This is a genomic window from Bacillus sp. Brlt_9 (genome assembly GCF_051948935.1).
GTDB lineage: Bacteria > Bacillota > Bacilli > Bacillales > Bacillaceae_G > Bacillus_A.
Genome location: NZ_JAYJLO010000004.1, coordinates 646,053 through 671,910, shown reverse-complemented (window position 1 = coordinate 671,910; position 25,858 = coordinate 646,053). Strand labels below are relative to the sequence as shown.

At 37.3% G+C, this 25,858-nt stretch carries 26 protein-coding genes; 20 read left to right on the top strand and 6 right to left on the bottom strand.

Translation table 11 applies throughout. The features are described 5' to 3' along the window. Together VF726_RS19905 and VF726_RS19900 are read right to left on the bottom strand one after the other, a co-directional pair. Positions 1 to 1,926: collagen-like repeat preface domain-containing protein (locus tag VF726_RS19905; RefSeq protein ID WP_440171401.1), on the bottom strand; the 1,926-nt coding region annotated here is incomplete at its 3' end. Between the two features lie 113 nt (positions 1,927 to 2,039). Then, positions 2,040 to 3,005 carry a tyrosine-type recombinase/integrase gene (locus VF726_RS19900; protein WP_440171399.1) on the bottom strand — a complete coding sequence of 322 codons (966 nt, stop codon included), beginning with the start codon at positions 3,003 to 3,005 and terminating at the stop codon, positions 2,040 to 2,042. Positions 3,006 to 3,118: 113 nt separating this feature from the next. Here VF726_RS19900 and spoVK point away from each other — a divergent pair, with 113 nt between their 5' ends. Continuing rightward, on the top strand, positions 3,119 to 4,075 hold the full coding sequence (gene spoVK, locus VF726_RS19895) for a stage V sporulation protein K (RefSeq protein WP_440171397.1): 957 nt from the start codon (positions 3,119 to 3,121) through the stop codon (positions 4,073 to 4,075). 35 nt (positions 4,076 to 4,110) lie between these two features. Here spoVK and VF726_RS19890 read toward each other — a convergent pair whose 3' ends face one another. Beyond that, positions 4,111 to 4,245: a hypothetical protein gene (locus tag VF726_RS19890; RefSeq protein ID WP_000181496.1), complete on the bottom strand. Its 135-nt coding sequence runs from the start codon at positions 4,243 to 4,245 to the stop codon at positions 4,111 to 4,113. 100 nt (positions 4,246 to 4,345) lie between these two features. Next, the gene (locus VF726_RS19885; RefSeq protein WP_000312265.1) at positions 4,346 to 4,969 is read right to left on the bottom strand and encodes a trimeric intracellular cation channel family protein; all 624 of its coding nucleotides are present in this window, start codon (positions 4,967 to 4,969) and stop codon (positions 4,346 to 4,348) included. A gap of 92 nt (positions 4,970 to 5,061) precedes the next feature. Between VF726_RS19885 and hflX the strand changes: the two genes are divergently transcribed. The 7 genes from hflX (at position 5,062) to VF726_RS19850 (ending at position 11,513) form a co-directional block, all read left to right on the top strand. After that, positions 5,062 to 6,336 (top strand): GTPase HflX, encoded by a 1,275-nt coding sequence (hflX, locus tag VF726_RS19880; RefSeq protein ID WP_440171432.1) that lies wholly within the window; start codon positions 5,062 to 5,064, stop codon positions 6,334 to 6,336. Beyond that, positions 6,329 to 7,600, top strand: coding sequence for an aminotransferase class I/II-fold pyridoxal phosphate-dependent enzyme (locus VF726_RS19875; protein ID WP_440171394.1), 1,272 nt, complete (start codon positions 6,329 to 6,331; stop codon positions 7,598 to 7,600). The genes hflX and VF726_RS19875 overlap by 8 nt, the downstream gene beginning before the upstream one ends. 175 nt (positions 7,601 to 7,775) lie before the next feature. Continuing rightward, complete coding sequence (gene glnR, locus VF726_RS19870; protein ID WP_000656783.1) at positions 7,776 to 8,165, top strand: transcriptional repressor GlnR; 390 nt, start codon at positions 7,776 to 7,778, stop codon at positions 8,163 to 8,165. A 48-nt stretch (positions 8,166 to 8,213) separates the two neighbouring features. Next, entirely contained in the window at positions 8,214 to 9,548 is a 1,335-nt protein-coding gene (gene glnA / locus VF726_RS19865; RefSeq protein WP_000135338.1) for a type I glutamate--ammonia ligase, read from the top strand. A gap of 299 nt (positions 9,549 to 9,847) precedes the next feature. Beyond that, positions 9,848 to 10,171 (top strand): PadR family transcriptional regulator, encoded by a 324-nt coding sequence (locus tag VF726_RS19860; protein WP_001102620.1) that lies wholly within the window; start codon positions 9,848 to 9,850, stop codon positions 10,169 to 10,171. Next, positions 10,164 to 10,706 (top strand): DUF1700 domain-containing protein, encoded by a 543-nt coding sequence (locus tag VF726_RS19855; protein ID WP_440171390.1) that lies wholly within the window; start codon positions 10,164 to 10,166, stop codon positions 10,704 to 10,706. Before VF726_RS19860 ends, VF726_RS19855 begins: the two co-directional genes overlap by 8 nt. Next, positions 10,707 to 11,513, top strand: coding sequence for a DUF4097 family beta strand repeat-containing protein (locus tag VF726_RS19850; protein WP_440171388.1), 807 nt, complete (start codon positions 10,707 to 10,709; stop codon positions 11,511 to 11,513). A gap of 87 nt (positions 11,514 to 11,600) precedes the next feature. Here the strand turns inward: VF726_RS19850 and lexA are convergent, their stop codons facing one another. Continuing rightward, positions 11,601 to 12,221 carry a transcriptional repressor LexA gene (gene lexA / locus VF726_RS19845; RefSeq protein WP_440171386.1) on the bottom strand — a complete coding sequence of 207 codons (621 nt, stop codon included), beginning with the start codon at positions 12,219 to 12,221 and terminating at the stop codon, positions 11,601 to 11,603. 141 nt (positions 12,222 to 12,362) lie between these two features. Here lexA and VF726_RS19840 point away from each other — a divergent pair, with 141 nt between their 5' ends. After that, on the top strand, positions 12,363 to 13,019 hold the full coding sequence (locus VF726_RS19840) for a YneB family resolvase-like protein (RefSeq protein ID WP_440171384.1): 657 nt from the start codon (positions 12,363 to 12,365) through the stop codon (positions 13,017 to 13,019). A gap of 45 nt (positions 13,020 to 13,064) precedes the next feature. Next, entirely contained in the window at positions 13,065 to 13,304 is a 240-nt protein-coding gene (locus VF726_RS19835; protein WP_000948565.1) for a DUF896 domain-containing protein, read from the top strand. 39 nt (positions 13,305 to 13,343) lie between these two features. On the opposite strand, the gene VF726_RS19830 is transcribed toward VF726_RS19835, so the two are convergent. After that, a complete protein-coding gene (locus tag VF726_RS19830; protein WP_440171382.1) occupies positions 13,344 to 14,927 on the bottom strand; it encodes a bifunctional metallophosphatase/5'-nucleotidase in 1,584 nt (527 codons plus the stop codon). 183 nt (positions 14,928 to 15,110) lie between these two features. Between VF726_RS19830 and VF726_RS19825 the strand changes: the two genes are divergently transcribed. The 10 genes from VF726_RS19825 (at position 15,111) to VF726_RS19780 (ending at position 25,821) form a co-directional block, all read left to right on the top strand. Then, positions 15,111 to 16,049, top strand: a complete 939-nt coding sequence (locus tag VF726_RS19825) for a phosphate/phosphite/phosphonate ABC transporter substrate-binding protein (RefSeq protein ID WP_440171380.1) — start codon at positions 15,111 to 15,113, stop codon at positions 16,047 to 16,049. A gap of 83 nt (positions 16,050 to 16,132) precedes the next feature. Then, positions 16,133 to 16,906, top strand: coding sequence for a phosphonate ABC transporter ATP-binding protein (gene phnC, locus VF726_RS19820; RefSeq protein WP_440171378.1), 774 nt, complete (start codon positions 16,133 to 16,135; stop codon positions 16,904 to 16,906). Next, positions 16,903 to 17,697, top strand: coding sequence for a phosphonate ABC transporter, permease protein PhnE (gene phnE / locus VF726_RS19815; RefSeq protein ID WP_440171376.1), 795 nt, complete (start codon positions 16,903 to 16,905; stop codon positions 17,695 to 17,697). The genes phnC and phnE (VF726_RS19815) overlap by 4 nt, the downstream gene beginning before the upstream one ends. Then, complete coding sequence (gene phnE / locus VF726_RS19810) at positions 17,697 to 18,491, top strand: phosphonate ABC transporter, permease protein PhnE (RefSeq protein ID WP_440171374.1); 795 nt, start codon at positions 17,697 to 17,699, stop codon at positions 18,489 to 18,491. The genes phnE (VF726_RS19815) and phnE (VF726_RS19810) overlap by 1 nt, the downstream gene beginning before the upstream one ends. 88 nt (positions 18,492 to 18,579) lie before the next feature. Continuing rightward, positions 18,580 to 19,062 (top strand): coproporphyrinogen III oxidase, encoded by a 483-nt coding sequence (locus tag VF726_RS19805; RefSeq protein ID WP_440171372.1) that lies wholly within the window; start codon positions 18,580 to 18,582, stop codon positions 19,060 to 19,062. A 223-nt stretch (positions 19,063 to 19,285) separates the two neighbouring features. Then, entirely contained in the window at positions 19,286 to 21,286 is a 2,001-nt protein-coding gene (gene tkt / locus VF726_RS19800) for a transketolase (RefSeq protein ID WP_440171370.1), read from the top strand. Between the two features lie 156 nt (positions 21,287 to 21,442). Continuing rightward, complete coding sequence (gene sirA / locus VF726_RS19795; protein WP_000860645.1) at positions 21,443 to 21,883, top strand: sporulation inhibitor of replication protein SirA; 441 nt, start codon at positions 21,443 to 21,445, stop codon at positions 21,881 to 21,883. 78 nt (positions 21,884 to 21,961) lie between these two features. Beyond that, a complete protein-coding gene (locus tag VF726_RS19790) occupies positions 21,962 to 22,183 on the top strand; it encodes a YneF family protein (protein ID WP_001123316.1) in 222 nt (73 codons plus the stop codon). A gap of 123 nt (positions 22,184 to 22,306) precedes the next feature. After that, entirely contained in the window at positions 22,307 to 24,058 is a 1,752-nt protein-coding gene (locus VF726_RS19785; RefSeq protein ID WP_440171367.1) for an ABC transporter ATP-binding protein, read from the top strand. Next, positions 24,058 to 25,821: an ABC transporter ATP-binding protein gene (locus tag VF726_RS19780; RefSeq protein ID WP_440171365.1), complete on the top strand. Its 1,764-nt coding sequence runs from the start codon at positions 24,058 to 24,060 to the stop codon at positions 25,819 to 25,821. The genes VF726_RS19785 and VF726_RS19780 overlap by 1 nt, the downstream gene beginning before the upstream one ends. Positions 25,822 to 25,858 lie beyond the last annotated feature (37 nt).

The window sequence follows — 25,858 nt, the reverse complement described above, 5'->3', positions numbered from 1 at the left end:
AGCACCTGTGTTACCTTGAACACCTTGAGGCCCAGTAGCGCCGGTAGCACCAGTAGCACCCGTGTTACCTTGAACGCCCTGAGGTCCGGTAGCGCCCGTGTTACCTTGAACACCTTGAGGCCCAGTAGCGCCAGTAGCACCTGTGTTACCTTGAGCGCCTTGAGGCCCGGTAGCGCCAGTAGCACCCGTGTTACCTTGAACACCCTGAGGCCCGGTAGCGCCAGTAGCGCCTGTGTTACCTTGAACACCTTGAGGCCCAGTAGCACCAGTAGCGCCTGTGTTACCTTGAACACCCTGAGGTCCAGTAGCACCCGTGTTACCTTGAGGCCCAGTGGCACCAGTAGCACCTGCAGGCCCTTGAATACCTTGAGGCCCAGTAGCACCTGTGTTACCTTGAGCACCTTGAGGCCCAGTAGCGCCGGTAGCGCCCGCAGGTCCTTGAGCACCTTGAGGCCCAGTAGCACCCGTGTTACCTTGAACGCCCTGAGGTCCGGTAGCGCCCGTGTTACCTTGAACACCTTGAGGCCCAGTAGCACCCGTGTTACCTTGAGCACCTTGAGGCCCAGTGGCACCAGTAGCACCAGTGTTACCTTGAACACCTTGAGGACCAGTGGCACCAGTAGCACCAGTGTTACCTTGAACACCTTGAGGCCCAGTGGCACCAGTGGCACCAGTAGCACCTGTGTTACCTTGAGCACCTTGAGGCCCAGTGGCACCGGTAGCACCAGTGTTACCTTGAACACCTTGAGGCCCAGTGGCACCAGTAGCACCCGTGTTACCTTGAGGCCCAGTGGCACCAGTGGCACCAGTGGCACCAGTAGCACCAGTAGCACCCGTGTTACCTTGAGGCCCAGTGGCACCAGTGGCACCAGTAGCACCCGTGTTACCTTGAGGCCCAGTGGCACCAGTGGCACCAGTAGCACCTGTGTTGCCTTGAACACCTTGAGGACCAGTGGCACCGGTAGCGCCAGTAGCACCCGTGTTACCTTGAGGCCCAGTGGCACCGGTAGCGCCAGTAGCACCAGTGTTACCTTGAGGACCAGTGGCACCGGTAGCGCCAGTAGCACCAGTGTTACCTTGAGGGCCAGTGGCACCGGTAGCGCCAGTAGCACCAGTGTTACCTTGAGGACCAGTGGCACCAGTAGCGCCTGTGTTACCTTGAGGACCAGTGGCACCAGTAGCGCCTGTGTTACCTTGAGGACCAGTGGCACCGGTAGCGCCAGTAGCACCTGTGTTACCTTGAGGGCCAGTGGCACCGGTAGCGCCAGTAGCACCCGTGTTACCTTGAGGACCAGTGGCACCAGTAGCGCCTGTGTTACCTTGAGGACCAGTGGCACCGGTAGCGCCAGTAGCACCCGTGTTACCTTGAGGCCCAGTAGCACCTGTGTTACCCTGAGGTCCAGTAGCGCCTGTGTTACCTCGAGGTCCGGTAGGCCCAGTAGGCCCGGTAGGACCTCTGCCGAACGAAGCTGAATTAACTAGAGTAGTTTGTAACTCTGCTATTAATTTAAGGAGTTCTTGGAGTGTACAATGATCGATTCGGAATAACTTTGTGATGTAAAGTAAATAATTAATTAAAATTTGGAGTTCAACAAATACAGCACTTGCTACGAAAGTTGGATTTTTTAATATAGTTATTAAGTTTTTAATAATAGCTAATCCTTGCGCTTTCAGGGAGGAAGTAGCTTCTAGTGAACAAATAAATTTACTTAGTAGGTTCAATGTATCAATTAGATCTTCAATATTTTGAGGAGATGGATTTGCAAAAAGTTTTGGGATTATTTTTGTTAAATCGATAATGATTGCGCGAAATGTTCTAAGTTGTGCTTTAGTAATTGGAATCGATGGGGTATTTGGGATTCGTCCAGCGCTACTTGGAAAGCATGGTTTGGAGAATTTGTTTTGACTGTCGTCATAACGAGACATTAAATCTCTCCTTTCTAATGAGAATGTGAATGAAACTCATCATAGTAGATGCAAAAATTAGTTAAATGGTCATAGTAAAATTGTTTGTTTAAAGAAAAAATAGAAAAAACGCCTTATGATAAGGCGTTTTTTCTATTTTCTGCGTATTGATAATATCGTTTTAGTGAAATTTTTGATTTGAATCCAGCTAGTTTTATAATTTCTGACTCTGGAGTTTCTTTTTTTATTAAGTTCAAAATATAGGTGTTACGAAAGTGTTGTCCTGAGATTCCTTTACGTAAATTAGCTCTAGATACTTCAAGGCGAATCATTTTTTGGATAGCGATTTCTGTTAATCCTTTTGGTGCATCATTTTCGTATACCCATCTGTATGTTCCGCGATTAAAATCAAACGCAATAAATAATGGATCATTACTATGGTATTTTGGGCGAACGGGTTCAGGGATGCTTTTGTAATAAGTATATAGTTGTTTTTTGTCTTCGCTAGTTAATAAAATTGTTCTTTCTACCCCTGCAGTTGCTGGTATAGATAATGTGTTCGTTTCAAAGTGGACATGATGCATAGTTAATGCTGTCAGTTCCTGTAAGGATAATCCATAGTCAATTAATAAGTTTAAAATAGCGATATTACGATCCATCAATAAAGGGCGTACAGGACGTTGTTTTTCTGAAAGTCCTTCTAATGAAGTAACTATATGTTTTAATCTTTTTTCTTCATCAGATGAAATGAAATCTTCATTGCGGAGTGTGCGGTCTGGTTGAATAGAAATTTCCATGTTCTTTAATGGGTTAGGTATGTTTAGAAAGTGATGCATTCTATTTAATACAATAAATACACGGTGCATCGTTTTCTCTGAGTAATGTCGATTCTTTTTTAAGTCGGAAAAGTAATCTTCGTAGTCTTTTGTACAAAGTGTAGCCCATATATTACTGGAAGGGAGCTTTTTGTTTTTTTCTAACCAATGTCCGAAATCTTCAATGTCATAAACATAACGTTTAATAGTTGAAGGTTTTCGGCCTTTATTTAATAAAAAAATAGAAAAGGCTTGTATTGTATCATGGAATTCCGTTGTCTCCATAGTCCCACCACCTTCATTATTTCTTATATTATAGCAAACTTTTCTGAAAATAGTCATTTGCAAGGGAGACAAGAATAATAATATTTGGTGAGTGGATAAAATGAGGTGATTGTATGGAACAATCGATGCGAAAGAAAAATAATAATCAAATTAACATTGTGTTAAATCATCGAAAGAAAATTTCTTTACCGGCCACAGAAAATAAAACAGCAATTTCAAGTGAAACTACTACGAAACATGAGATGCTACAAAGAATTGAAGAAGAGATGGGAAAGCTCGTTGGAATGGATGATATAAAAAAGATAATAAAAGAAATATATGCTTGGATTTATGTAAATAAAAAAAGGCAAGAAATAGGATTGAAGTCGGAGAAGCAAGTACTCCATATGTTATTTAAAGGGAATCCAGGTACCGGTAAGACAACTGTTGCTAGAATGATAGGGAAGTTGTTATTTGAGATGAATATTCTATCAAAGGGGCACTTAGTTGAAGCTGAACGTGCGGATCTTGTAGGAGAGTACATCGGTCATACAGCTCAAAAGACAAGAGATTTAATAAAAAAAGCAATGGGGGGAATTTTGTTTATTGATGAGGCGTATTCATTAGCCCGAGGGGGAGAAAAAGATTTTGGAAAAGAAGCAATTGATACGCTCGTAAAACATATGGAAGATAAACAACACGGTTTTGTATTGATTTTGGCTGGATATTCAAGGGAGATGAATCATTTTCTTTCGTTGAATCCAGGACTGCAATCCCGTTTTCCATTCATAATTGAGTTTGCGGATTACTCAGTAAATCAGCTGTTAGAAATAGGGAAGAGGATGTATGAAGAGCGTGAATATCAGTTATCGAAAGAGGCTGAATGGAAATTTAGAGATCATTTACATGCCGTAAAGTATTCGTCGCAAATTACATCGTTTAGTAATGGACGATATGTCCGGAATATTGTTGAAAAATCGATTCGTACACAAGCGATGCGATTGTTGCAAGAGGATTCGTATGATAAATATGATTTGCTTGGAATATCAAGTAGTGATTTGATGCTTGAAGAGGAGACGCACAGTACATAAACTGTGCGTCTGTTTTTTCTGTATAAGTGCTTTTATTATTTTTTTGCTTTTTCTTGATAAGATTTATGGAAGCGTTCCATTTTAGCGCTTTTTTCGTGTGCAGAATTAGGATCGTGTCCAATTTGACCTACTGAGCTTTTTTGAGCTCCTTTATTAACATGGTTTGTCATTTGTATTCACCTCGCTTTGAGGATTAGTATAAACATTATGTAAAGAAAAACTCGTTAGAAAAGAAAAACCTCTCTACAAATCTGTAAAGAGGTTGGATTGCTATTTGTGCATTGAACGTTCGTTTGTGTCGATGCGTCTATGCGGTAAATGCCATTTGTAATGAATAGAAACCATGCGGAAGCAAACAATTAAAATGAATAAGGTGTATAGAGCCCAATCGCTAACAATAATTTGAGCGCCGATTAAGAAACCTGCTAGAATCGTCCAAAAAGCATATACATCAGCTCGAAGAACGAGAGGTTTTCTACGGGCTAAAAGGTCGCGGATAATACCGCCGCCAATGCCAGTTAAAACAGCTGCTACGATTGTAGCGCTAATTGGTAAATTTAGTTTTTGAGCGTATAATGCTCCTTGTACGGCAAATGCTGATAAGCCGATAGCATCAGTGATGTTTTCCCACTTTTTCCAGTGTCTAATTAGTTTATTCGGAAAAAGAAAAATAATCGTCATTGATAAAAGTGCGATTTGGAATAACATGTCTTGTTGCCAAAACGCGACAATCGGATAACCGATTAATAAATTACGAAGGGCACCTCCCCCAAATGCGGTTGCCATTCCTAAAATATACACCCCGAAAATATCGTAATCCTCTTCCATTGCAACAATGGCTCCGCTTAATGCGAAAGCAATTGTGCCTATGATGCTAAAAATCTCCCATGCCATGAATTTTCTCCCCCGCTAACTAGATGAAATGTGCTTCCTCTGCTATTATATTAGAAGGTTTAAATTTCGAAAAGGATGAGTGAACATATTTGATGGAAGAAAAAGAAAAAGTCATATTAGTGGGCTGTCAATTGCCGCAAGAAGATGATGAAAAATTTATGCATTCCATGAAAGAGCTTGCATCGCTAGCGAAAACTGCACGTGCAGAATTGTTAGTGTCTACAACGCAAAAACGACCGAAGTTTCATCCGGCGACTTATATAGGTAAAGGTAAATTAGAAGAGCTTGCAATGCTAACTGAAGAATTAGAACCAGATGTTATCGTATTTAATAACGAATTAACGCCGAGTCAAATTCGGAATTTATCCTCAGTATTAGATGCGAGGATAATTGATCGAACGCAACTCATATTAGATATTTTTGCGCAACGTGCGAAGTCGAGAGAAGGTAAGCTTCAAGTAGAATTAGCTCAATTGCAATATACAATGCCGCGTCTTATGGGACAAGGGTTGTCTTTGTCACGTCTTGGTGGTGGTATTGGAACGAGAGGACCGGGTGAGACGAAGCTTGAGACGGATCGTCGTCATATTCGATCACGCATTGATGAAATAAAGAAACAACTTGCGGTTGTTGTGGAACATCGAAAAAGATATCGCGAAAGAAGAAAAGATAATAAAGTATTTCAAGTTTCATTAATAGGATATACAAATGCGGGAAAATCTACGCTGTTTAATAGATTAACGGAAGCTGATACATTTGAAGAAAACTTGTTGTTTGCAACGCTAGACCCGACAACAAGGAAGATGCCGTTACCTTCTGGTTATACAGTATTACTAACTGATACGGTTGGTTTTATACAAGATTTACCTACGTCATTAATCGCTGCTTTTCGTTCGACATTAGAAGAAGCTGGTGAAGCGGATGTTATTTTACATGTTGTTGATTCTGCAGATCCTAATTATGTAGGGCATGAGAAAACAGTAAAACAATTATTGTCAGAACTCGAAATTAATCATATTCCTATTATTACGTTATATAATAAAAAAGATGAATTACATCAAAATTTCATTCCGTTTCCGAAAAATGACTTCTTAATGACTAGTGCTTTTGAAGAAAAGGATCTATTACATATAAAAGAAGCGATAGAAACGAAAATGAAGGAAGAAATGAATCGTTATCAAGTAGAAATTCCTCCGAGTGAAGGTAAGTTGTTAACTCTATTAAAGACGGAGACCCTATTAACAAAGATGGAGTTTTTAGAAGATAAATTTGTATATGATTGCGCAGGGTATATTTTTGCTCATTCATCGCTTAATGTACAATTAAAGAGATTTTTAGTGGAAGAAGGAGAAAATAAAAATGTTTGATCGTTTGAAAAATGGAGAAAAAATTGCTCCGATCGTAAAAGAAGTAGAGAGCCAAATTACAGAAGTACATAAACGTGCGGATGAAGTAATTGAAAGTAATCAGTTTCGTGTATTAGAAAGTTTTCGTAAACATAAAATTAGCGATTCGCATTTTATTCCGACGACAGGTTACGGTTATGATGATATTGGCCGTGATACGTTAGAAAAAGTGTATGCAGATGTATTTGGAGCGGAAGCGGGTCTTGTTCGTCCGCAAATTATTTCAGGTACGCACGCTATTTCTACGGCGTTATTCGGTATTTTACGTCCAGGAGATGAGTTGTTGTACATCACTGGCAAGCCGTATGATACGTTAGAAGAAATCGTTGGTGTGCGCGGAAAAGGTGTAGGTTCATTTAAAGAATATAATATTGGTTATAATGCAGTTCCGCTTACTGAAGAGGGGCTTGTTGATTTTGGAGCTGTTGCGGCTGCTATCCATAGTAAGACGAAGATGATTGGTATTCAGCGCTCTAAAGGTTATGCTACTCGTCCGTCATTTACTATTTCTCAAATTAAAGAGATGATAGCGTTTGTTAAAGAAATTAAACCTGATGTTGTTGTATTTGTAGATAACTGCTATGGCGAGTTTATTGAGGAACAAGAGCCATGTCATGTTGGTGCAGATTTAATGGCGGGTTCGCTTATTAAAAACCCAGGTGGTGGAATTGTTAAAACTGGTGGTTATATTGTTGGTAAAGAACAGTATGTTGAAGCGTGTGCATATCGTTTAACATCTCCAGGAATTGGAGCGGAAGCGGGAGCATCTTTATACAGTCTGCAAGAAATGTATCAAGGTTTCTTCTTAGCGCCGCATGTAGCGGGACAAGCGCTAAAAGGGGCGATTTTTACAGCTGCATTTTTAGAGAAGTTAGGAATGAATACTTCACCAGCATGGAATGCGCCGAGAACAGATTTAATTCAATCTGTTCAATTTGATGATAAAGATCGTATGATTGCATTCTGCCAAGCGATTCAATATGCATCTCCGATTAATTCTCACTTCACTCCATATGCCAACTATATGCCGGGATATGAAGATGATGTAATTATGGCTGCGGGAACGTTTATTCAAGGGGCAAGTATTGAATTGTCAGCCGATGGTCCGATTCGTCCGCCGTATGTTGCTTACGTGCAAGGTGGATTAACTTATTCACATGTGAAAATTGCGATTTGTTCTGCAATTGACGCATTAATTGAAAAAGAATTATTAACAATTTCTTAACGGGAAGCTGTCGATTTCGACAGCTTTTTTCGCATGAAAGTAATGATTTATTTCATTAGAAAAAAGAATGAAAAAATTTATAAAAAAATCATGTAAGAAAAGCTAACATATGTTGACATTAAACATAACATGGTATAAAATGAGAAGCAGTTAAGGCGAAGGAGGAACTGAAACAATGAAAGAAGATAGACGTTCTGCCCCGCTGTTTCCTATTGGTATTGTTATGGATTTAACACAATTGTCTGCACGTCAAATTCGCTACTATGAAGAGCATAATCTTGTTTCTCCAACCCGTACAAAGGGGAATCGCAGGTTATTTTCGTTTAACGATGTAGATAAGTTGTTAGAGATTAAAGATTTATTAGATCAAGGCTTGAATATGGCTGGTATTAAACAAGTGTTACTAATGAAAGAAAATCAAACAGAAGCAGTGAAAGTAAAAGAAGAAACGAAGGAAATTTCAAAAACTGAGCTTCGCAAAATACTTCGAGACGAACTACAACATACAGGTAGATTTAATCGAACTTCATTGCGACAAGGTGACATTTCAAGATTTTTTCACTAAAGATAACTGATTCTGAAGGTGTTTAGAGGGACTAAGGAGGAATTTATAATGGCTAGGTACACAAGAGAAGATATTTTCCGTTTGGCGAAAGAAGAGAATGTAAAGTATATCCGCTTACAATTTACGGACCTTTTAGGAGTAATTAAAAACGTAGAAATTCCAGTGAGCCAATTAACAAAAGCTCTTGATAACAAAATGATGTTTGATGGATCTTCTATTGAAGGTTTCGTACGTATTGAAGAATCTGATATGTACTTATATCCAGATTTAGATACTTGGGTAATTTTCCCTTGGACAGCTGAAAAAGGGAAAGTAGCTCGATTAATCTGTGATATTTACAATGCAGATGGTACTCCATTTGATGGTGATCCACGTAACAACTTAAAGCGTGTGTTAAAAGAAATGGAAGCATTAGGATTCTCAGATTTCAATCTTGGACCAGAGCCAGAATTCTTCCTATTTAAAGTAGATGAAAAAGGAAATCCAACATTAGAATTAAACGATAACGGTGGATACTTCGACCTTGCGCCGATGGATCTAGGGGAAAACTGTCGTCGTGATATCGTTCTTGAACTTGAAGAGATGGGATTTGAAATTGAAGCATCTCACCATGAGGTTGCTCCAGGGCAACACGAAATTGACTTTAAATATGCAAATGCAATTCGTTCATGTGATGACATTCAAACATTTAAACTTGTTGTAAAAACAATTGCTCGTAAACACGGTTTACACGCAACATTTATGCCGAAACCATTATACGGTGTGAACGGTTCAGGTATGCACTGTAACTTATCATTATTCAAAAATGGTGAGAACGTATTCTTCGATCAAAACGGTGACTTACAATTAAGTGATGATGCTCGTCATTTCATCGCAGGTATCTTAAAACACGCGCCAGCATTTACAGCGGTAGCAAACCCAACTGTAAACTCTTACAAGCGTTTAGTACCTGGATACGAAGCTCCTTGTTACGTAGCATGGTCTGCACAAAACCGTAGTCCATTAGTACGTATCCCTGCATCTCGTGGTATTAGTACACGCGTAGAAGTACGTAGTGTTGACCCAGCTGCAAACCCATATTTAGTAATGGCTACATTATTAGCAGCAGGTCTTGATGGAATTAAAAACAAATTAACTCCGCCAGCTGCAGTAGATCGTAACATCTATGTAATGACAAAAGAAGAGCGTGAAGAAGCAGGTATCGTTGATTTACCAGCAACATTAGCGCAAGCTTTAGTAACATTACAATCGAATGAAGTAGTATGCGGTGCACTAGGTGAGCATTTACTTGAGCACTTCATCGAAGCGAAAGAGATTGAGTGGGATATCTTTAGAACGCAAGTTCACCAATGGGAACGCGATCAATATATGTCTCTATACTAAGAGAGAGAAGCCTTGATACTACGGTATCAGGGCTTTTTTTATTTGTGGGCAAATGGTTTGTGAAATGAACTAGATGGGTGCCCGCAAAACAACCCGAAAAAAGTCATGTGGACTATTTAAAATGCGTGTTAGCTATGAATGAGAATGTGAAAGTTGAAGTATGGGTGTGGATGTATTTAATTCGAAAATTAAGTATTGAAAAATATAGTACCTTGCAATAAATAATACTAAGTGGTATATTATGGATATAACAGGTACCGTGTATTGAACAGTACTGAAGTGAGAAAGGGGGATTGACCTTGAACGTTCAGTTTAAAAAAGGCGTGTTAGAGCTGTGTGTGTTGGCACTTGTGAAACGTAAGGATTGTTACGGTTATGAACTTGTTCAGCAAATCTCAAATAAATTTTTAATATCGGAAGGGTCAGTGTATCCTTTATTACGTCGTTTAACGAAAGAAGGATATTTTCAAACATATTTGAAAGAATCTACGGAGGGGCCGCCTCGTAAATATTATCAACTAACGGAGCAAGGGGAAACGCAACTGAATTTGTTAGTAACAGAGTGGCGTGATTTTGCAAAAGGCGTACAAGAAATTATTGAAGGGGTGGAATGGGATGAGTAAAGAGCAGTTTCTTAAAGAATTATCAAATCATCTTAGAAAGTTACCGGAAGAAGAGAGGAAAGATATTTTATTTGATTATGAAGAGCATTTTCAGTTTGGGAAAGAAGAGGGGAAAACTGAATCGGAAATAATAAAGGGTCTTGGCTCGCCGAAAGTAATTGCGAAAGATTTACTTGCTTTGTATCGCTTTGATGAAATGAAAAAGGACCCATCTACTTCGAATATAACACGGGCTGTTATGGCAGCGATTGGACTTAGTTTGTTTAATTTCATTATTGTATTAGGCCCGTTAGTTGCAATTATCGCTTTTATATTCTCTTTTTGGGTCGGTGGGATTGCTAGTGTAGTGACACCATTTTTCGTTATTGTAAAAATATTTATGGGTACTTTTATATGGTTGGATTTATTCGTTAGTATAACGTTTGTTGGGATAGGTTTGTTGTTATGTATTGTTGCTTATTATAGTACGAAGTGGTTTAAAAGGTTATGTGTACGTTATGTAATATGGAACTTCAAAATGATAAAAGGGGAGTAGATGATGAAAAAAATATTGTTAGTAGCAATCACTTGTATCATTGTTGGAGTAATCGGGATTTCGCAAACATATGAAAAAGTAGTACAAAGTGCAGAAGAAGGAAACAGAGAAGATGTAATTAAAAACGAAACAATAAAAAATATAGAAGTGAAGTTAGATGCTGAGGATATTGTTGTTCAAAAATCTCCGGATTCTTCTTTTTATATTAAGCAAACAGGAGATGTACGTAAACAAGAGGTTCGTATTGCCGAAGATGGTGACACATTAAAAATTATTAGGGAAAGAGAAAAAGGTGATTCATTTGATTTTTCTTTTTACAATTTTAAGTTTCAAACACCTACAATGACTATACTTGTGCCTGAACGTTCTTACGAAGAGATAAAAGTAAATTCATCCGCTGGACAAATAGAAATAAGTGATGTGAAAAGTGATCATGTAAGTGTTGGGACACTCGCCGGAGAAGTAGATTTGAAACATGTCACAGCGAAAAGTGTGGAAGGATCTTCAAAAGCTGGTGAGGTAAACTTTAAAAAAGTAATAGGGAAAGTAACAGCGAAAACGGCTAGTGGAGAAGTGCATATTATGGATCATGATCCTAAATATGATGTAGAGGCAAGTTCAACCGCCGGGGATGTAGATATTACTTTATTAGAAAAACCACAAGATGCAGTTATAACTGGGAAAAGCTCTGCTGGTGAAGTAATGATTTTTAATGAAGAAAATAATAATATAACTATTGGCAATGGTAGTAAAAAGATTAGTGGTAAAACAGCTGCTGGCGATGTGACGATTGAAACTCGCTCGTAAGTAATAGAAAGTATGAAAATCTATCAAAATACAAAAAAGAAGATAATTACCGTATATAAATAAGGTAATTATCTTCTTTTATTATTATTAATGTAAATCACGATATACGCCAATTACTTTGCCGATAACTGACACTTGTTTTAAAATGATAGGCTCTAATGAAGAGTTTTCCGGTTGTAGACGGAAATGGTCTTTTTCCTTATAGAAACGTTTAACAGTTGCTTCGTTATCTTCTGTTAAAGCGACTACGATTTCACCATTATATGCAGACTGTTGTTGGCGAACAACAACTAAATCTCCATCTAAAATACCAGCTTCAATCATGCTATCTCCAGAAATACGTAACATAAACACTTGGTCTGCTCCAGCGACAATGCTAGCTGGAAGTGGGAAGTGGTCTTCTACACTTTCAACTGCTGTAATCGGTAATCCAGCAGTAACTTTTCCGACAATTGGAACTTGAATAACAGATTGTGTTTCTGCATCCATTCGATCGTCACCTAAAATTTCAATTGCTCGTGGTTTGGTTGGATCGCGTCGAATATATCCTTTTTCTTCTAGTCGTGATAAATGTCCGTGCACTGTAGAACTAGAAGCGAGGCCGACTGCTTGACCGATTTCACGTACGGAAGGTGGATATCCTTTTTCTTGTACTTTTAGCTTAATAAAGTCGAGAATGTCTTGCTGGCGTTTCGTTAACTTTTCCATGTTTTCTAACACCTCGTTTTCTTTCATTTTTCTTATTAATAAGTATAACATGCGAAAAAACATTCTACAAACATAAGTTCGAACAAACGGCGAATTTATGTTACACTGGAGGAAAATAATAGTGAGAAAGAGGGGTTCATAATGAATGCAATTATTTATGCGCGTGTGAGTACAACGAAAGAAGCGCAAGAAACGTCATTATTACGTCAAAAAGATGAATTATTGCATTTAGCTGAGCGCTATCAAATGAATGTTACTAAGGTGATTGAAGAGCAGGCGAGTGGCTATACAATTGAACGTAATGGCATATTAGAAGTGCTAGATACAATTCGAGATGAACAAATCGATGTGATACTCATACAAGATGAAACACGTCTTGGTAGAGGAAATGCAAAAATTGCATTAATGCATTGTTTACATAAAGAGGGAATAAAAGTATACACGCATACGCATAATGGAGAATTACAATTGTCGGATTCTGATTCGATGGTATTAGATATTATCGGTATTGTTGAAGAGTATCAAAGAAAGATTCATAACTTGAAAATTAAACGTGGTATGCAACGAGCCGTAGAAAAAGGCTATCGTCCAGAAAATAATTTAAAGAATCGTCATTTAAGTGTAGGACGAGAGAAGAAAGAAGTGCCAATTGAGGAAATTGTACGTTTGCGCAAGAGTGAACTTACTTTCGAAGAAATTGCAGCGACGCTTCGCGGCTTCGGGCATAACGTTTCAAAAGCAACGGTACATCGTAGATATGTAGAATATACAAAGCAATTGCTTGATAAAGAGGAGTAACTATTGTATGATAATAATCAGTTTTGATTAGAAGGGGGATTCGAGATGCTTAGTCACGAACTCGTTGAACGCATTAACTTCTTAGCGAAAAAAGCAAAAGCTGAAGGTTTAACTGAAGAAGAACAACGTGAGCGTCAATCGCTACGTGAACAATATTTAAAAGGATTTCGTCAAAATATGTTAAACGAACTTAAAGGAATTAAAGTCGTTAACGAACAAGGTACAGACGTTACGCCGGCGAAATTAAAAGCTTTAAAAAAGCAAGATAATGCAAAATTAAACTAAAAGATGGGCAAAGCCCATCTTTTTTATTTATTACATTCGTTAGTTAATAACTTTCCAATTGTTATTAACTGTTGCCTCTATCTTTTTATGTTTCAAAATATAATTAGCAATCAGTTCAGACATATCTGTTGGTATGTCTTTTATTACGGGCTTATTTTGGAACATAAAGAAGTTTCCTCCGCCGCTAGCGCGATAATTATTCATAACGACGTCATATTCTTCATCCATATTAAGAGGAATGCCTTTGCATTGTAAAGATTCTACTCTCTCGCCAATAGGTTTGGAAATGTTTAATACGTACGAAATCCCTTCCCACATATCGTAATTATAGTGTTGCGGCTTTGGTTCTATGAAGGTAGGGTTTACGATAATATCTCCATCTGCATGTAATGTGAAATAAGAAGCAGAGAGTTCAAGGGCATCTTTTATATCCGCTCCAGTTATTCTAATTACTTGTAATGTATTTGGATAAATATAATTAGAAACGATGTCACGCATTGTTACATGATTAGGGAATCCTGGAGATGTATTATGGAATAAGCTTGTACAAGAAATAGAAACATTAGCTATATCCATCTGTATCTTATTTATGAATTCAATAAAAGGATGGTCTTGCAAACGAGTTTGCATAGCGTCTGAAACTTGCATGTCTCCATAGATTAGTCCAATAGGTTGATCGAGCCAATTTTGTGTTTTCTCTTCATAATCGGCAACTAAGGAAAGAATATGTTGGTCCGCCGCAATTCCTTGCACAGGCAATAATTGTGAATAACTCTCTTTTTTTATCCATTTTTTATCTGTTTTTTTGAATGTTACTGTTATTTTTCCAATGGAGTGTCCATTGCATCCGGTCTGTAAAATTGTTACACCATTTATTACGGTTTCAGCGATTTCCCGGTGTTGGTGTCCTGTTAGTAAAATATCGATTCCTTCAATTTCATGGCACATTGCATATCCTTGGTTTTCACCTGTTAAAACTTCAGTCGGTACCCCGGTTTGTAGATCGCGTTCAAATCCTCCATGATACGCTACGACTAATAAATCTGGTTTCTCGTGTTCGTGAATGTAAGAAACCCACTTTTTTGTTGTTTCTAATGCATCTTCAAATTGTAAATCATGAATGTGATGGGGTTGTTCCCAATTAGGAATGTAATGTGTTGTTACCCCTAAAATAGCAATTTTTATATTTGATTCAATCTGTTTTATTATATATGGTTTCCCAAAATAAGGTTCTTTGCTGTTTTTATCTAAAATGTTTGCTGATAGATACGGGAAGTTCACAGTAGAAATAGCATTGTTTAATATGCCCATTCCATAATTAAATTCATGATTCCCAATCACTGCGGCATCATAACGTAAATAGTTCGCTAATAAGGACATTGGATTTTTCTTATCTTTTTCATATGTAGCGTAATAATAAGTGAAGGGTGTTCCTTGTATGAAGTCACCGTTATCAATTAAAAGGACGTTTCTATTTTGGGAACGTTCTTTTTTTATAAGAGTAGAAATTTTAGCTAAACCAATTTCAGCTTTGGAGTTATCTTGGTAGTGAATTGGATAAACAGTACCGTGTATATCACTTGTTAATAAGATGTTTAAAGTTACATTTTGATTTTGATTCAATATCATTCACCTTTTCTATCGTTATCTACTAATTAAGCATATCAAATATATGAAGAGAATTTTAATGAGAATGTATAGAATGTGTAAAGATTCTGTAAATAAACAATTATTAATAAAAATGTGTGATATATTTCTTCATGTTTACGGAAGGTAATTTATAACAATAAAAATGGAGGCTTTAATATGTTGAAAAAAGTTTTTGCAATGAGCACGACAGTTGTACTGGCGGCGGGATTATTAAGTGGCTGTGGAACGAAAGAATCTAGTGCAAGTAAAACTGAAGATGCGAAAAAAGGTTATGTACCAAAGACTTTAAATGTTCAATTTGTTCCTTCTCAAAATGCAGATACATTAGAGGCGAAGGCAAAACCACTTGAGAAGCTATTAAGTGATAAATTAAATATTCCGGTAAAAGTTAGTATTTCAACGAACTACAATACAATTGTAGAAGCGATGGCATCTAAGCAAGTAGATGTAGGATTTTTACCTCCAACAGCGTATGTGTTAGCGCATGAGAAAAAGGCTGCAAACGTAATTTTACAAGCACAACGTTTTGGAGTAGATGATGAAACGGGAGCTCCTACAAAGGATTTAGTAGACTTTTATAAATCAGAATTTGTAGTTAAGAAAGATTCAAATATTAATAGTGTAAAAGATTTAAAAGGTAAAAAAATAGGTTATCAAGATGTAACGTCATCAGCGGGATATGTATGGCCTGCGGCAGTATTGTTAAAAGAGGGGGTTGATCCGCTAAAAGATGTGAAACCTGTTACATTAAAAGGTCACGATCAGTCGCTTATTGCTCTTTTAAATGGTGATGTAGATGCAGCTGTTGTATTCCAAGATGCTCGTAATATTGTAAAAAAAGATTATCCGAATATATTCGATCAAACGAAAATAGTAAAATTTACAGAGAAGATTCCGAACGATACGATTTCGGTACGTTCTGATTTAGATGCAGAGTGGAGTAAGAAATTACAGGACGCTTTCATTGAAATAGGAAAGAATGAGGAAGGTCACAAAATCATAAAAGAAGTATATTCACATGAAGGCTATGTTAAATCTGATGATAGTAAATTTGATATCGTTCGTGAATATGGAAAGAAAGTAAAAACGCAATAATACATATGGAAATGGCAGCTAACTGGAATGATATGTTTTCAGTTAGTTTGCCGTTTTGAATACAGAGAAGGTAGGTAAGATGTGTGATAGAGTTTCGAAATGTCTCCAAAGTGTATCCGAATGGTACAAAAGGATTAAATAATATAAACTTGAACATTCAAAAAGGTGAATTTGTTGTAATGGTAGGGCTGTCTGGGGCTGGAAAGTCTACACTTCTCAGATCGGTAAATCGACTTCATGAGATTACAGAAGGCGAAATTATGATTGAAGGAGAGTCTATTACCTCTGCGAAAGGAAAAGGCTTACGACGAATGCGCCGAGATATTGGTATGATTTTTCAAAGTTTTAACCTTGTAAAGCGATCAACGGTATTGAAAAATGTATTAGCTGGCCGTGTTGGGTATCATTCAACACTGCGTACAACGTTAGGCCTATTTCCAAAAGAAGATTTGGAGCTTGCTTTTCAATCGTTAAAAAGGGTGAATATTTTAGAAAAAGCATATGCGAGAGCTGATGAATTATCAGGAGGACAACAGCAACGGGTATCGATTGCTAGAGCATTAGCGCAAGAAGCAAAAATCATATTGGCAGATGAACCTGTTGCATCGTTAGATCCGCTAACAACAAAGCAAGTATTAGATGATTTGAAAAAAATCAATGAAGATTTTGGAATTACAACAATTGTAAACTTACATTCTATTGATTTAGCTAGGCAATATGCGACACGCATTATTGGATTACATGCAGGAGAAATTGTTTTTGACGGTTCAGTAGAAGAGGCAACGGATGAAAAATTTGCTGAAATTTATGGAGACGTAGCACAGAAAAGTGAATTGTTAGAGGTGGCAGTTAAATGAGTGATGTAACGATATATTCGAAAGCGATACCGAAGCCGCCGAGTAAGTTGAAACATATGTTAACGTTTCTTCTAGTCATTTTACTGTTGTGGGGAAGTAGTGTACAGGTCGACGCATCATTTTCAAAACTAGTAATTGGTTTTCCTAATATGATGGATTTATTAAAAGAGATGGTGCCGCCAGATTGGAGTTATTTTCAAGTTATTACAACAGCGATGTTAGATACAATACGTATGGCGATTATTGGGACGACTTTAGGAGCAATTTTAGCTATTCCACTGGCATTATTTGCGGCAAGTAATGTGTTTACTAGTACATTCTTGTACGGTCCAGCTCGATTGATTTTAAATTTTATCCGAACGATACCAGATTTATTATTAGCGGCAATTTTCGTAGCTATTTTTGGAATAGGACCACTTCCAGGTATTTTGGCTCTTACTTTTTTCTCAATTGGGCTTGTGGCAAAATTATTGTATGAGTCAATTGAATCGATTGATCCAGGTCCATTAGAAGCGATGACAGCAGTAGGAGCAAATAAAGTACAATGGATTGTGTATGGGGTAATTCCACAAGTGAAAGCACATTTTGTTTCCTATGTTCTTTATACATTTGAGGTGAACGTACGTGCAGCAGCTGTTTTAGGTTTAGTAGGGGCTGGCGGTATTGGATTATATTATGATCGTACACTTGGATTTTTACAATATGAACAAACTGCCTCTATTATTATCTATACTCTTGTTGTTGTATTGTTAATTGATTATGTAAGTACATTGTTGCGGGAGAAATTATAATGAGTAAAACGACGTTAATCGTACCAAAACCGAGTATGTATCGCTGGATTATTTTTATAGCACTTACATTTGTTTATGTATGGGCTTTTTCAGGAGTACCGTTAGAGGGAATCAAAGATACGGCGGGAGAAATTACAAAAGCAATTATGACAGGTGTATTGAATCCAGATTGGTCGTATGTATCTTTGCCAGATGGTGAAGATTTATTACATGGTTTAATTGATACGTTGGCAATTGCGATATTAGGTACATTTATTTCTGCCTTTTTATCTGTTCCATTCGCTTTTTGGGCAGCAACGAATATGAGTAGTGGGAAATTAACTTCAGGAACTGGAAAATTTGTACTTAGTTTTGTTCGTACATTCCCTGAACTAGTTATGGCTCTTTTATTTATAAAAGCTGTTGGACCAGGCTCTTTTGCCGGAGTTCTAGCTTTAGGGTTACACTCTATTGGGATGTTAGGAAAACTATATTCAGAAGGAATTGAAAATATAGATAAGGGACCGACGGAAGCGTTAATAGCAACAGGCGCGAATCGATTTCAAATACTTTGGTATGCAGTATTACCACAAGTATTACCGGATTTTCTATCGTATACGTTATACAGATTCGAAATTAATGTGCGATCCGCTGCTATTTTAGGTGTTATTGGAGCAGGTGGGATTGGTACGCCTCTAATTTTTGCACTAAGTTCACGCAATTGGTCTCGTGTGGGAATTATTTTATTGGGTATCATTTTAATGGTAATTATCATTGATTATATTTCAAGTTCGATACGGAAGAAAATCGTATAAGTTATTTTAGAAGCACCTACAAAAGGTGCTTTTTTTATATAATTAAGAATAATGAATGCAGACATTATGGAAAAACAGGAGGGATATTTTGGCTTTACAACATGATTTTGTATTTGTTTCAAATGAAAAAAAAGGATTGGATTTTAAAGGTGTAGATTGGATTGAACTTTGTTTTCTATATAAAGAAGAGGCAACGATAGATGAGTGTGTTGTATTAAGTGATGAGCTAATCGTATATCTATTAGATTTCATCCATTGGATTCCGACCTATTATCCAGCGAAAAGAGCAGAAGGATTCGGAATTCACTATTATGGTATTACGAAAGTAGAACAGCAAGGGGCAGTGATAGCAGAACAGTTATTTTGTTCGCTAGTTAGCATGTTTTCTTTAGCGCCAGAAATAATCGAATTGACAGGACAGTTTCAATGGGAAAATGATAATAATGCGGATGGAGAATATGAAAGATACGTATTTAATCGAGATAAATTATGTCAAGATTTACAGTCGTTTATTCGTTTGCTTCGCAGAGTGAAAAATGGGGAAGGATATATTTTGCATTATGGAATTTAAAATCGATGAATAAATATACAGATAATTCCCTTTCTTTTTAAAATAAAAACAATGAAAAAGTATGTCATATTGAATGCCCATACATTCCTGAAATCATTGGTTTTTTTATGGAAAACCAAAAAAATATCAACATATTTGTCGATACATGTTGTATAATCTTGCGTGGGAAGCTATCATATAAATGTATAAAACGTTTACTAATATAAGCGAAGGGAAGAATAGCATGTCACATTCAATCGAACAACTTTCTATCAACACGATTCGCACATTATCCATCGATGCGATTGAAAAAGCAAACTCTGGTCACCCAGGAATGCCAATGGGTGCAGCACCAATGGCTTATACATTATGGACTCAATTTATGAAACACAATCCAAATAACCCAACGTGGTTTAACCGTGATCGTTTCGTATTATCTGCAGGTCATGGTTCAATGTTATTATACAGCCTACTTCACCTATCTGGTTATGATGTAACAATGGATGACTTAAAGAATTTCCGTCAATGGGGAAGCAAAACTCCAGGACATCCTGAGTACGGTCATACAGCTGGTGTAGACGCAACTACTGGTCCACTTGGACAAGGTATTTCAACTGCTGTAGGTATGGCAATGGCTGAAAGACATTTAGCTGCTAAATATAACCGTGATGCGTATAATGTAGTAGATCATTATACATACGCTATTTGTGGTGATGGAGATTTAATGGAAGGCGTTTCTGCTGAAGCATCTTCATTGGCTGCTCACTTACAATTAGGTCGTCTAGTTGTGCTTTACGATTCAAATGATATTTCATTAGATGGCGATTTAAATCGTTCATTCTCTGAAAGTGTAGAAGATCGTTACAAAGCATACGGATGGCAAGTAATCCGTGTTGAGGATGGAAACGATATTGAAGCTATCGCGAAAGCAATCGAAGAAGCGAAAGCTGACGAAAAACGCCCAACGCTAATTGAAGTAAGAACGACAATTGGTTTCGGTTCTCCAAACAAATCAGGAAAATCAGCTTCACATGGTTCTCCACTTGGTGTAGATGAGACAAAATTAACGAAAGCAGCATATGCTTGGACTGCTGAGCAAGATTTCCATGTAGCAGAAGAAGTATATGACAACTTCCGTAAAACAGTACAAGATGTTGGTGAAACTGCGCAAGCAGAGTGGAACACGATGCTAGGTGAATATGCACAAGCATATCCAGAATTAGCAAACGAACTGCAATCAGCAATGAATGGTCTTCTTCCAGAAGGTTGGGAGCAAAACTTACCAACTTATGAATTAGGATCAAAAGCAGCAACTCGTAATTCTTCAGGTGCTGTAATTAATGCAATTGCAGAGTCTGTACCATCATTCTTCGGTGGATCTGCTGACCTTGCCGGTTCTAACAAAACATACATGAATAACGAAAAAGACTTTACAAGAGATGATTACAGCGGAAAAAATATTTGGTACGGTGTACGTGAGTTCGCAATGGGTGCAGCAATGAACGGTATTGCACTACATGGCGGTTTAAAAACTTACGGTGGTACGTTCTTCGTATTCTCTGACTACTTACGTCCAGCAATTCGTCTTGCAGCATTAATGCAATTGCCAGTAACGTATGTATTCACACACGACAGTATCGCTGTTGGTGAAGATGGTCCAACACATGAACCAATCGAGCAATTAGCAGCGCTACGTGCAATGCCAAATGTATCTGTTATTCGTCCAGCTGATGGCAACGAATCTGTTGCAGCTTGGAGACTAGCTTTAGAATCTACAAACAAACCAACTGCTTTAGTATTAACTCGTCAAGACCTTCCAACATTAGAAGGTGCAAAAGAAGATACGTATGAAAAAGTAGCAAAAGGTGCATATGTAGTTTCTACAAGCAAAAAAGAAACAGCAGATGTAATCTTACTTGCAACTGGATCTGAAGTAAGTCTAGCTATTGAAGCACAAAAAGCTCTAGCAGCAGACGGCGTTGACGCATCTGTTGTCAGCATGCCATCTATGGATCGCTTTGAAGCTCAAACTGCTGAGTACAAAGAATCTGTATTACCAAAAGCAGTAACAAAACGTTTCGCAATCGAAATGGGTGCTACATTCGGATGGCACCGTTACGTAGGTCTTGAAGGAGATGTGTTAGGTATCGATACATTCGGTGCTTCTGCTCCTGGTGAGAAGATTATGGAAGAGTATGGATTTACTGTAGAGAACGTTGTTCGTAAAGTAAAAGAAATGCTTTAATGATTTTAGAAAAATCTCTCCGGCATGGAGAGGTTTTTCTATGTAAATGAGTTTTTTCGACAGAAAAAGTTTTTTATCTCTCCGCAGTCAGACAATCATTGCAAAATTTCTTCTATATAATGAAGAGAAAAGGTTGTCCAGATTGGGAGGCGAAAGATGAAAACGTATGAATTGTATTTAATTCAAGAGGATATTGCGAAGGCTTACTTTGGTCGTGAATATTTGTTTTTTGATTTATTTGCTCGATTTTCAGAATCTGGGTCCCTTTCAGAGAAAAAAGTGTTATATAAACAAATGATGTATATAACGATGCCATTACAAGTAATGAAAATTCATCATAAATTAGAACAAGCTTTGCGCGTTCTTGGTAAATATGATCGAACACATCATACACATACACTTTATACAGGAGCGGAATACGGCGAAATAATGGTGAAGCCACACTATATTCGTATGAATACCTCTGGAAATGTCTCTATGGAAACGACTTTCTTTGAGGTGTTAAGGAAGTGTGAATTAACATTTTTAGCTATGGATTATGAAAATACAAAGTACGGATGGCTGAATCCTCTAAAACAAGTACGAACATATGTGTAAAAAATGTCGAATTGTATCTTGTCTTATTGAAAAGGTTTTAGTACACTGTAAGGTAGACAACATGAAGGAGGAAAATATATGCCAATTTGGTTAGGTATTCTAGTGGGCGTAGTAGCACTAGTAGCAGGCGTGGCGTTAGGATTTTTCATTGCCCGCAAATACATGATGAACTACTTAGAAAAAAATCCACCAATTAATGAACAAATGTTAAAAATGATGATGATGCAAATGGGACAAAAACCTTCCCAAAAGAAAATCAATCAAATGATGAGCGCAATGAGCAAGCAACAAACAAAATAAGCGCTAAAAGACACTCGCTAAGAGTGTCTTTTCTTTTTGTTAGTTATAGAGTTTAAAACTTTTAAAAATTCTGTATTTTTGGTAAACTGAAAACATCGCTCATTTTAAGGGAGGAGGAGAAGAATGAAGGTATTTATTAATTTAGCGTGGTTTTTTAAACAGGAAAAACGAGCGTACATAATCGGAATTATTATGTTATTTGGTGTCGCACTTCTTGAACTCGTAGCCCCGAAAGTACTAGGTATTGTAGTAGATGAAATTAATAATGGAACATTAACATCTGACAAATTGTTGAAGTGGGTTATTTTATTAGTAGTTGTAGGGGTTACTATGTACATATTGCGTTATTTATGGCGTATTATGATTTTTGGGTCTTCGTTAAAATTAGCCCGTCAATTACGAAAGAATTTATATGAACATTTTACAAAGATGAGTCCATCTTTTTATCAATCACGTCGTACTGGAGATTTGATGGCGCATGCGACCAATGATATTCAGGCGATTCAACAAACTGCTGGAGCAGGGGTTTTAACGCTTGTTGATTCATTAGCGGTTGGTGGATGTGTACTCGTAGCGATGGGCTTTACAATTAGTTGGAAGTTGACATTGTTAAGCTTAATTCCAATGCCGATTGTAGCGATTTCGACAAATTATTATGGAACGTTATTACATAAAAGGTTTCATAAAGCGCAGCAATCGTTTTCGGAAATCAATGATAAAGTGCAAGAGAGTATGAGTGGGATGAAGGTAATTCGGTCCCTTGGACAAGAGAAAGAAGATTTACAAGCATTTCGAAAAAAGTCAGAAGATGTCGTACATAAAAATATGTTGGTTGCACGTATTGATTCGTTGTTTGATCCGACCATCTCTCTTATCGTTGGATTCTCTTTTTTAATTGCAGTATGTTACGGGTCAGTATTAGTTGTGAGAGGCGAATTAACTGTAGGTAATCTTGTTACATTTACAACGTATTTAGGTACCCTCGTTTGGCCAATGTTAGCGTTTGGATGGTTGTTTAATATTATGGAGCGTGGGCGTGCTTCGTATGACCGTGTAGAGAAAATTCTCTCTCAAAAATCAGATGTCGTAAATAGAGAAGATGCTGTACATAAAGTAGCAAGCGGTGATGTTACATTTACGATTGATTCATTTTCATATAAGAAAAATGAATTGTCGCAGCTAATAGATGTTCACTTTGATTTGAAGAAAGGTGAAACACTAGGAGTTGTCGGACGGACAGGTGCGGGGAAAACGACGTTATTAAAATGTTTAATTCGTGAGTATGATCATTTTAATGGTGAATTAAAAGTTGGGGAGCGGGATATTCGTGATGTAACACTTTACGGTGTTCGTTCTGCCATCTCATATGTGCCGCAAGATCATTTTTTATTTTCCGCGAGTATTGGGGAAAATATTGCCTTCGGAAAGGCGGATGCTACATATAATGAAATTACCCGAGCTGCAGAGATTGCTTGTATTCATAATGACATCCTCCAATTTTCAGAAGGGTATGAAACAGTAGTAGGAGAAAGAGGCGTTTCGTTATCCGGAGGTCAAAAACAAAGAATTTCTATCGCACGTGCTTTATTAACAGATGCTGAAATTTTAATTTTGGATGATTGTTTATCAGCGGTAGATGCAAAAACAGAAGAAACGATTTTAAATGCATTAAAGAGGGAAAGAGCAGGGAAAACAACGATTATTACTGCTCATCGTTTAAGTGCAATTCAACATGCCAATCTTATTCTTGTTGTGGATGAGGGCAGAATTGTGCAACGAGGTACACATGAGCAATTAATGGAAGAAAACGGTTGGTATAAAGAAATGTATGAGAGCCAGCAGTTAGAAGCATTAGTCGAGAAAGGAGGCGTATGATGACTGAGAAGAAGCGGAGTGATCTAAGTAGGTTACTTTCTTATATGAAGCCATATAAAGGATTGTTATCTTTAGCGTTTATCTTTTTAGTTGGTGCAACTGTCACTGAAATGATGGGGCCTTTTTTAATTAAACAATTTCTTGATGAACATTTAGTACCACGTAACTTTGACCAATCAGCACTTGTTACACTATTTGTAGTGTATCTTATTGCTCATTTATTAAAAGTATTATTTACGTATTTAGACTTATTATATTTTCAAAATATCGCTTTTAAAATTGTTCAAGATATGCGTGTTGAAGTATATGATCATGTTCAAAAGTTGTCATTAAGTTTCTTTGATCGTACGCCAATTGGTACGCTCGTATCGCGTATAACGAATGATACGGAAGCGATTAAAGATTTTTATGTAAGTGTATTATCCACATTTGTCAAAAATGTAGTCTTTTTAATAGGTATTGTAGTAGCGATGTTTTTATTAAATGTAAAATTGGCTCTATTCTCTCTCGTATTAATTCCGATCATGTTTGCAATTATGGTGCTATATCGCCGGAAAAGTGCAGTTTTTTATTTAGAAGTACGTAATCAACTTAGCGTGTTAAATGCAAAGTTAAACGAGTCGATTCAAGGAATGAATATTGTTCAAGTGTTCAGACAAGAAAAGCGCATGAGAAAAGAGTTTGAAGAAGTGAATGATAAACATTATAGTGCAGGGCGACGTACGTTAAAGTTAGATGCGTTACTTTTACGTCCAGCAACGGATTTAGTGCATATTGTAGCTATTGCGTTAGTCCTTGGTTTATTTGGAATTGATGCTTTAAAGAGCCCTGTTGAAGTAGGTGTCTTATATGCCTTTGTTAACTATATACATCGTTTCTTCCAGCCTGTAAATGAGATGATGATGAAATTATCATTTTTCCAACAGGCACTTGTTTCATCCTCACGTGTATTTCATTTAATGGATGAAAAAGATTTAGCGCCAGTTCAAAAAGGGGATGGAAACCCTCAAGTCATTAATGGAGATATTGAATTTAAAAATGTTACTTTTTCATATGATGGTAAACGGGATGTTTTAAAAAATGTATCTTTTCACGTGAAACAAGGGCAAACGGTTGCTTTTGTTGGACACACTGGTAGCGGAAAAAGTACCATTATGAATTTGTTAATGCGATTTTATAATATTAAGTCCGGAAATATTGTAATAGATGGTGTAGATTTAGAGAGATTTACAGAACAAGAAATTAGAAAGAAAATCGGACTCGTATTGCAAGATGCATTTTTATTTGCGGGAAATGTAAAACAAAATATACGTATGTATAATGAAGAGATTACGGATGAAGAAGTAAAAGAAGCAGCGCAATTTGTGCAAGCGAATACGTTTATTGAGAAATTACCAGAGCAGTATGAAACGGAAGTAGTAGAAAGAGGAGCCGCTTTTTCTAGTGGTCAACGACAATTAATTGCCTTTGCTAGAACGATAGCAACGAATCCGAAAGTATTAGTATTGGATGAAGCAACAGCTAATATTGATACAGAAACAGAGGATGCAATCCAAACAGCATTACAGCAAATGCGAAAAGGGAGAACGACTATAGCAATTGCGCACAGATTATCTACAATTCAAGATGCAGATCAAATTTTTGTTATGCATGATGGAGAGATAGTAGAAAGAGGAACACATCAAGAATTACTGAGTGAACAAGGGTTGTATTATAATATGTACTTACTACAAAATAAAGGAAGTTTACAAAAGGCCTTGTAGAATTACAAGGTCTTTTGACTGCGCATGAAAATTTTAC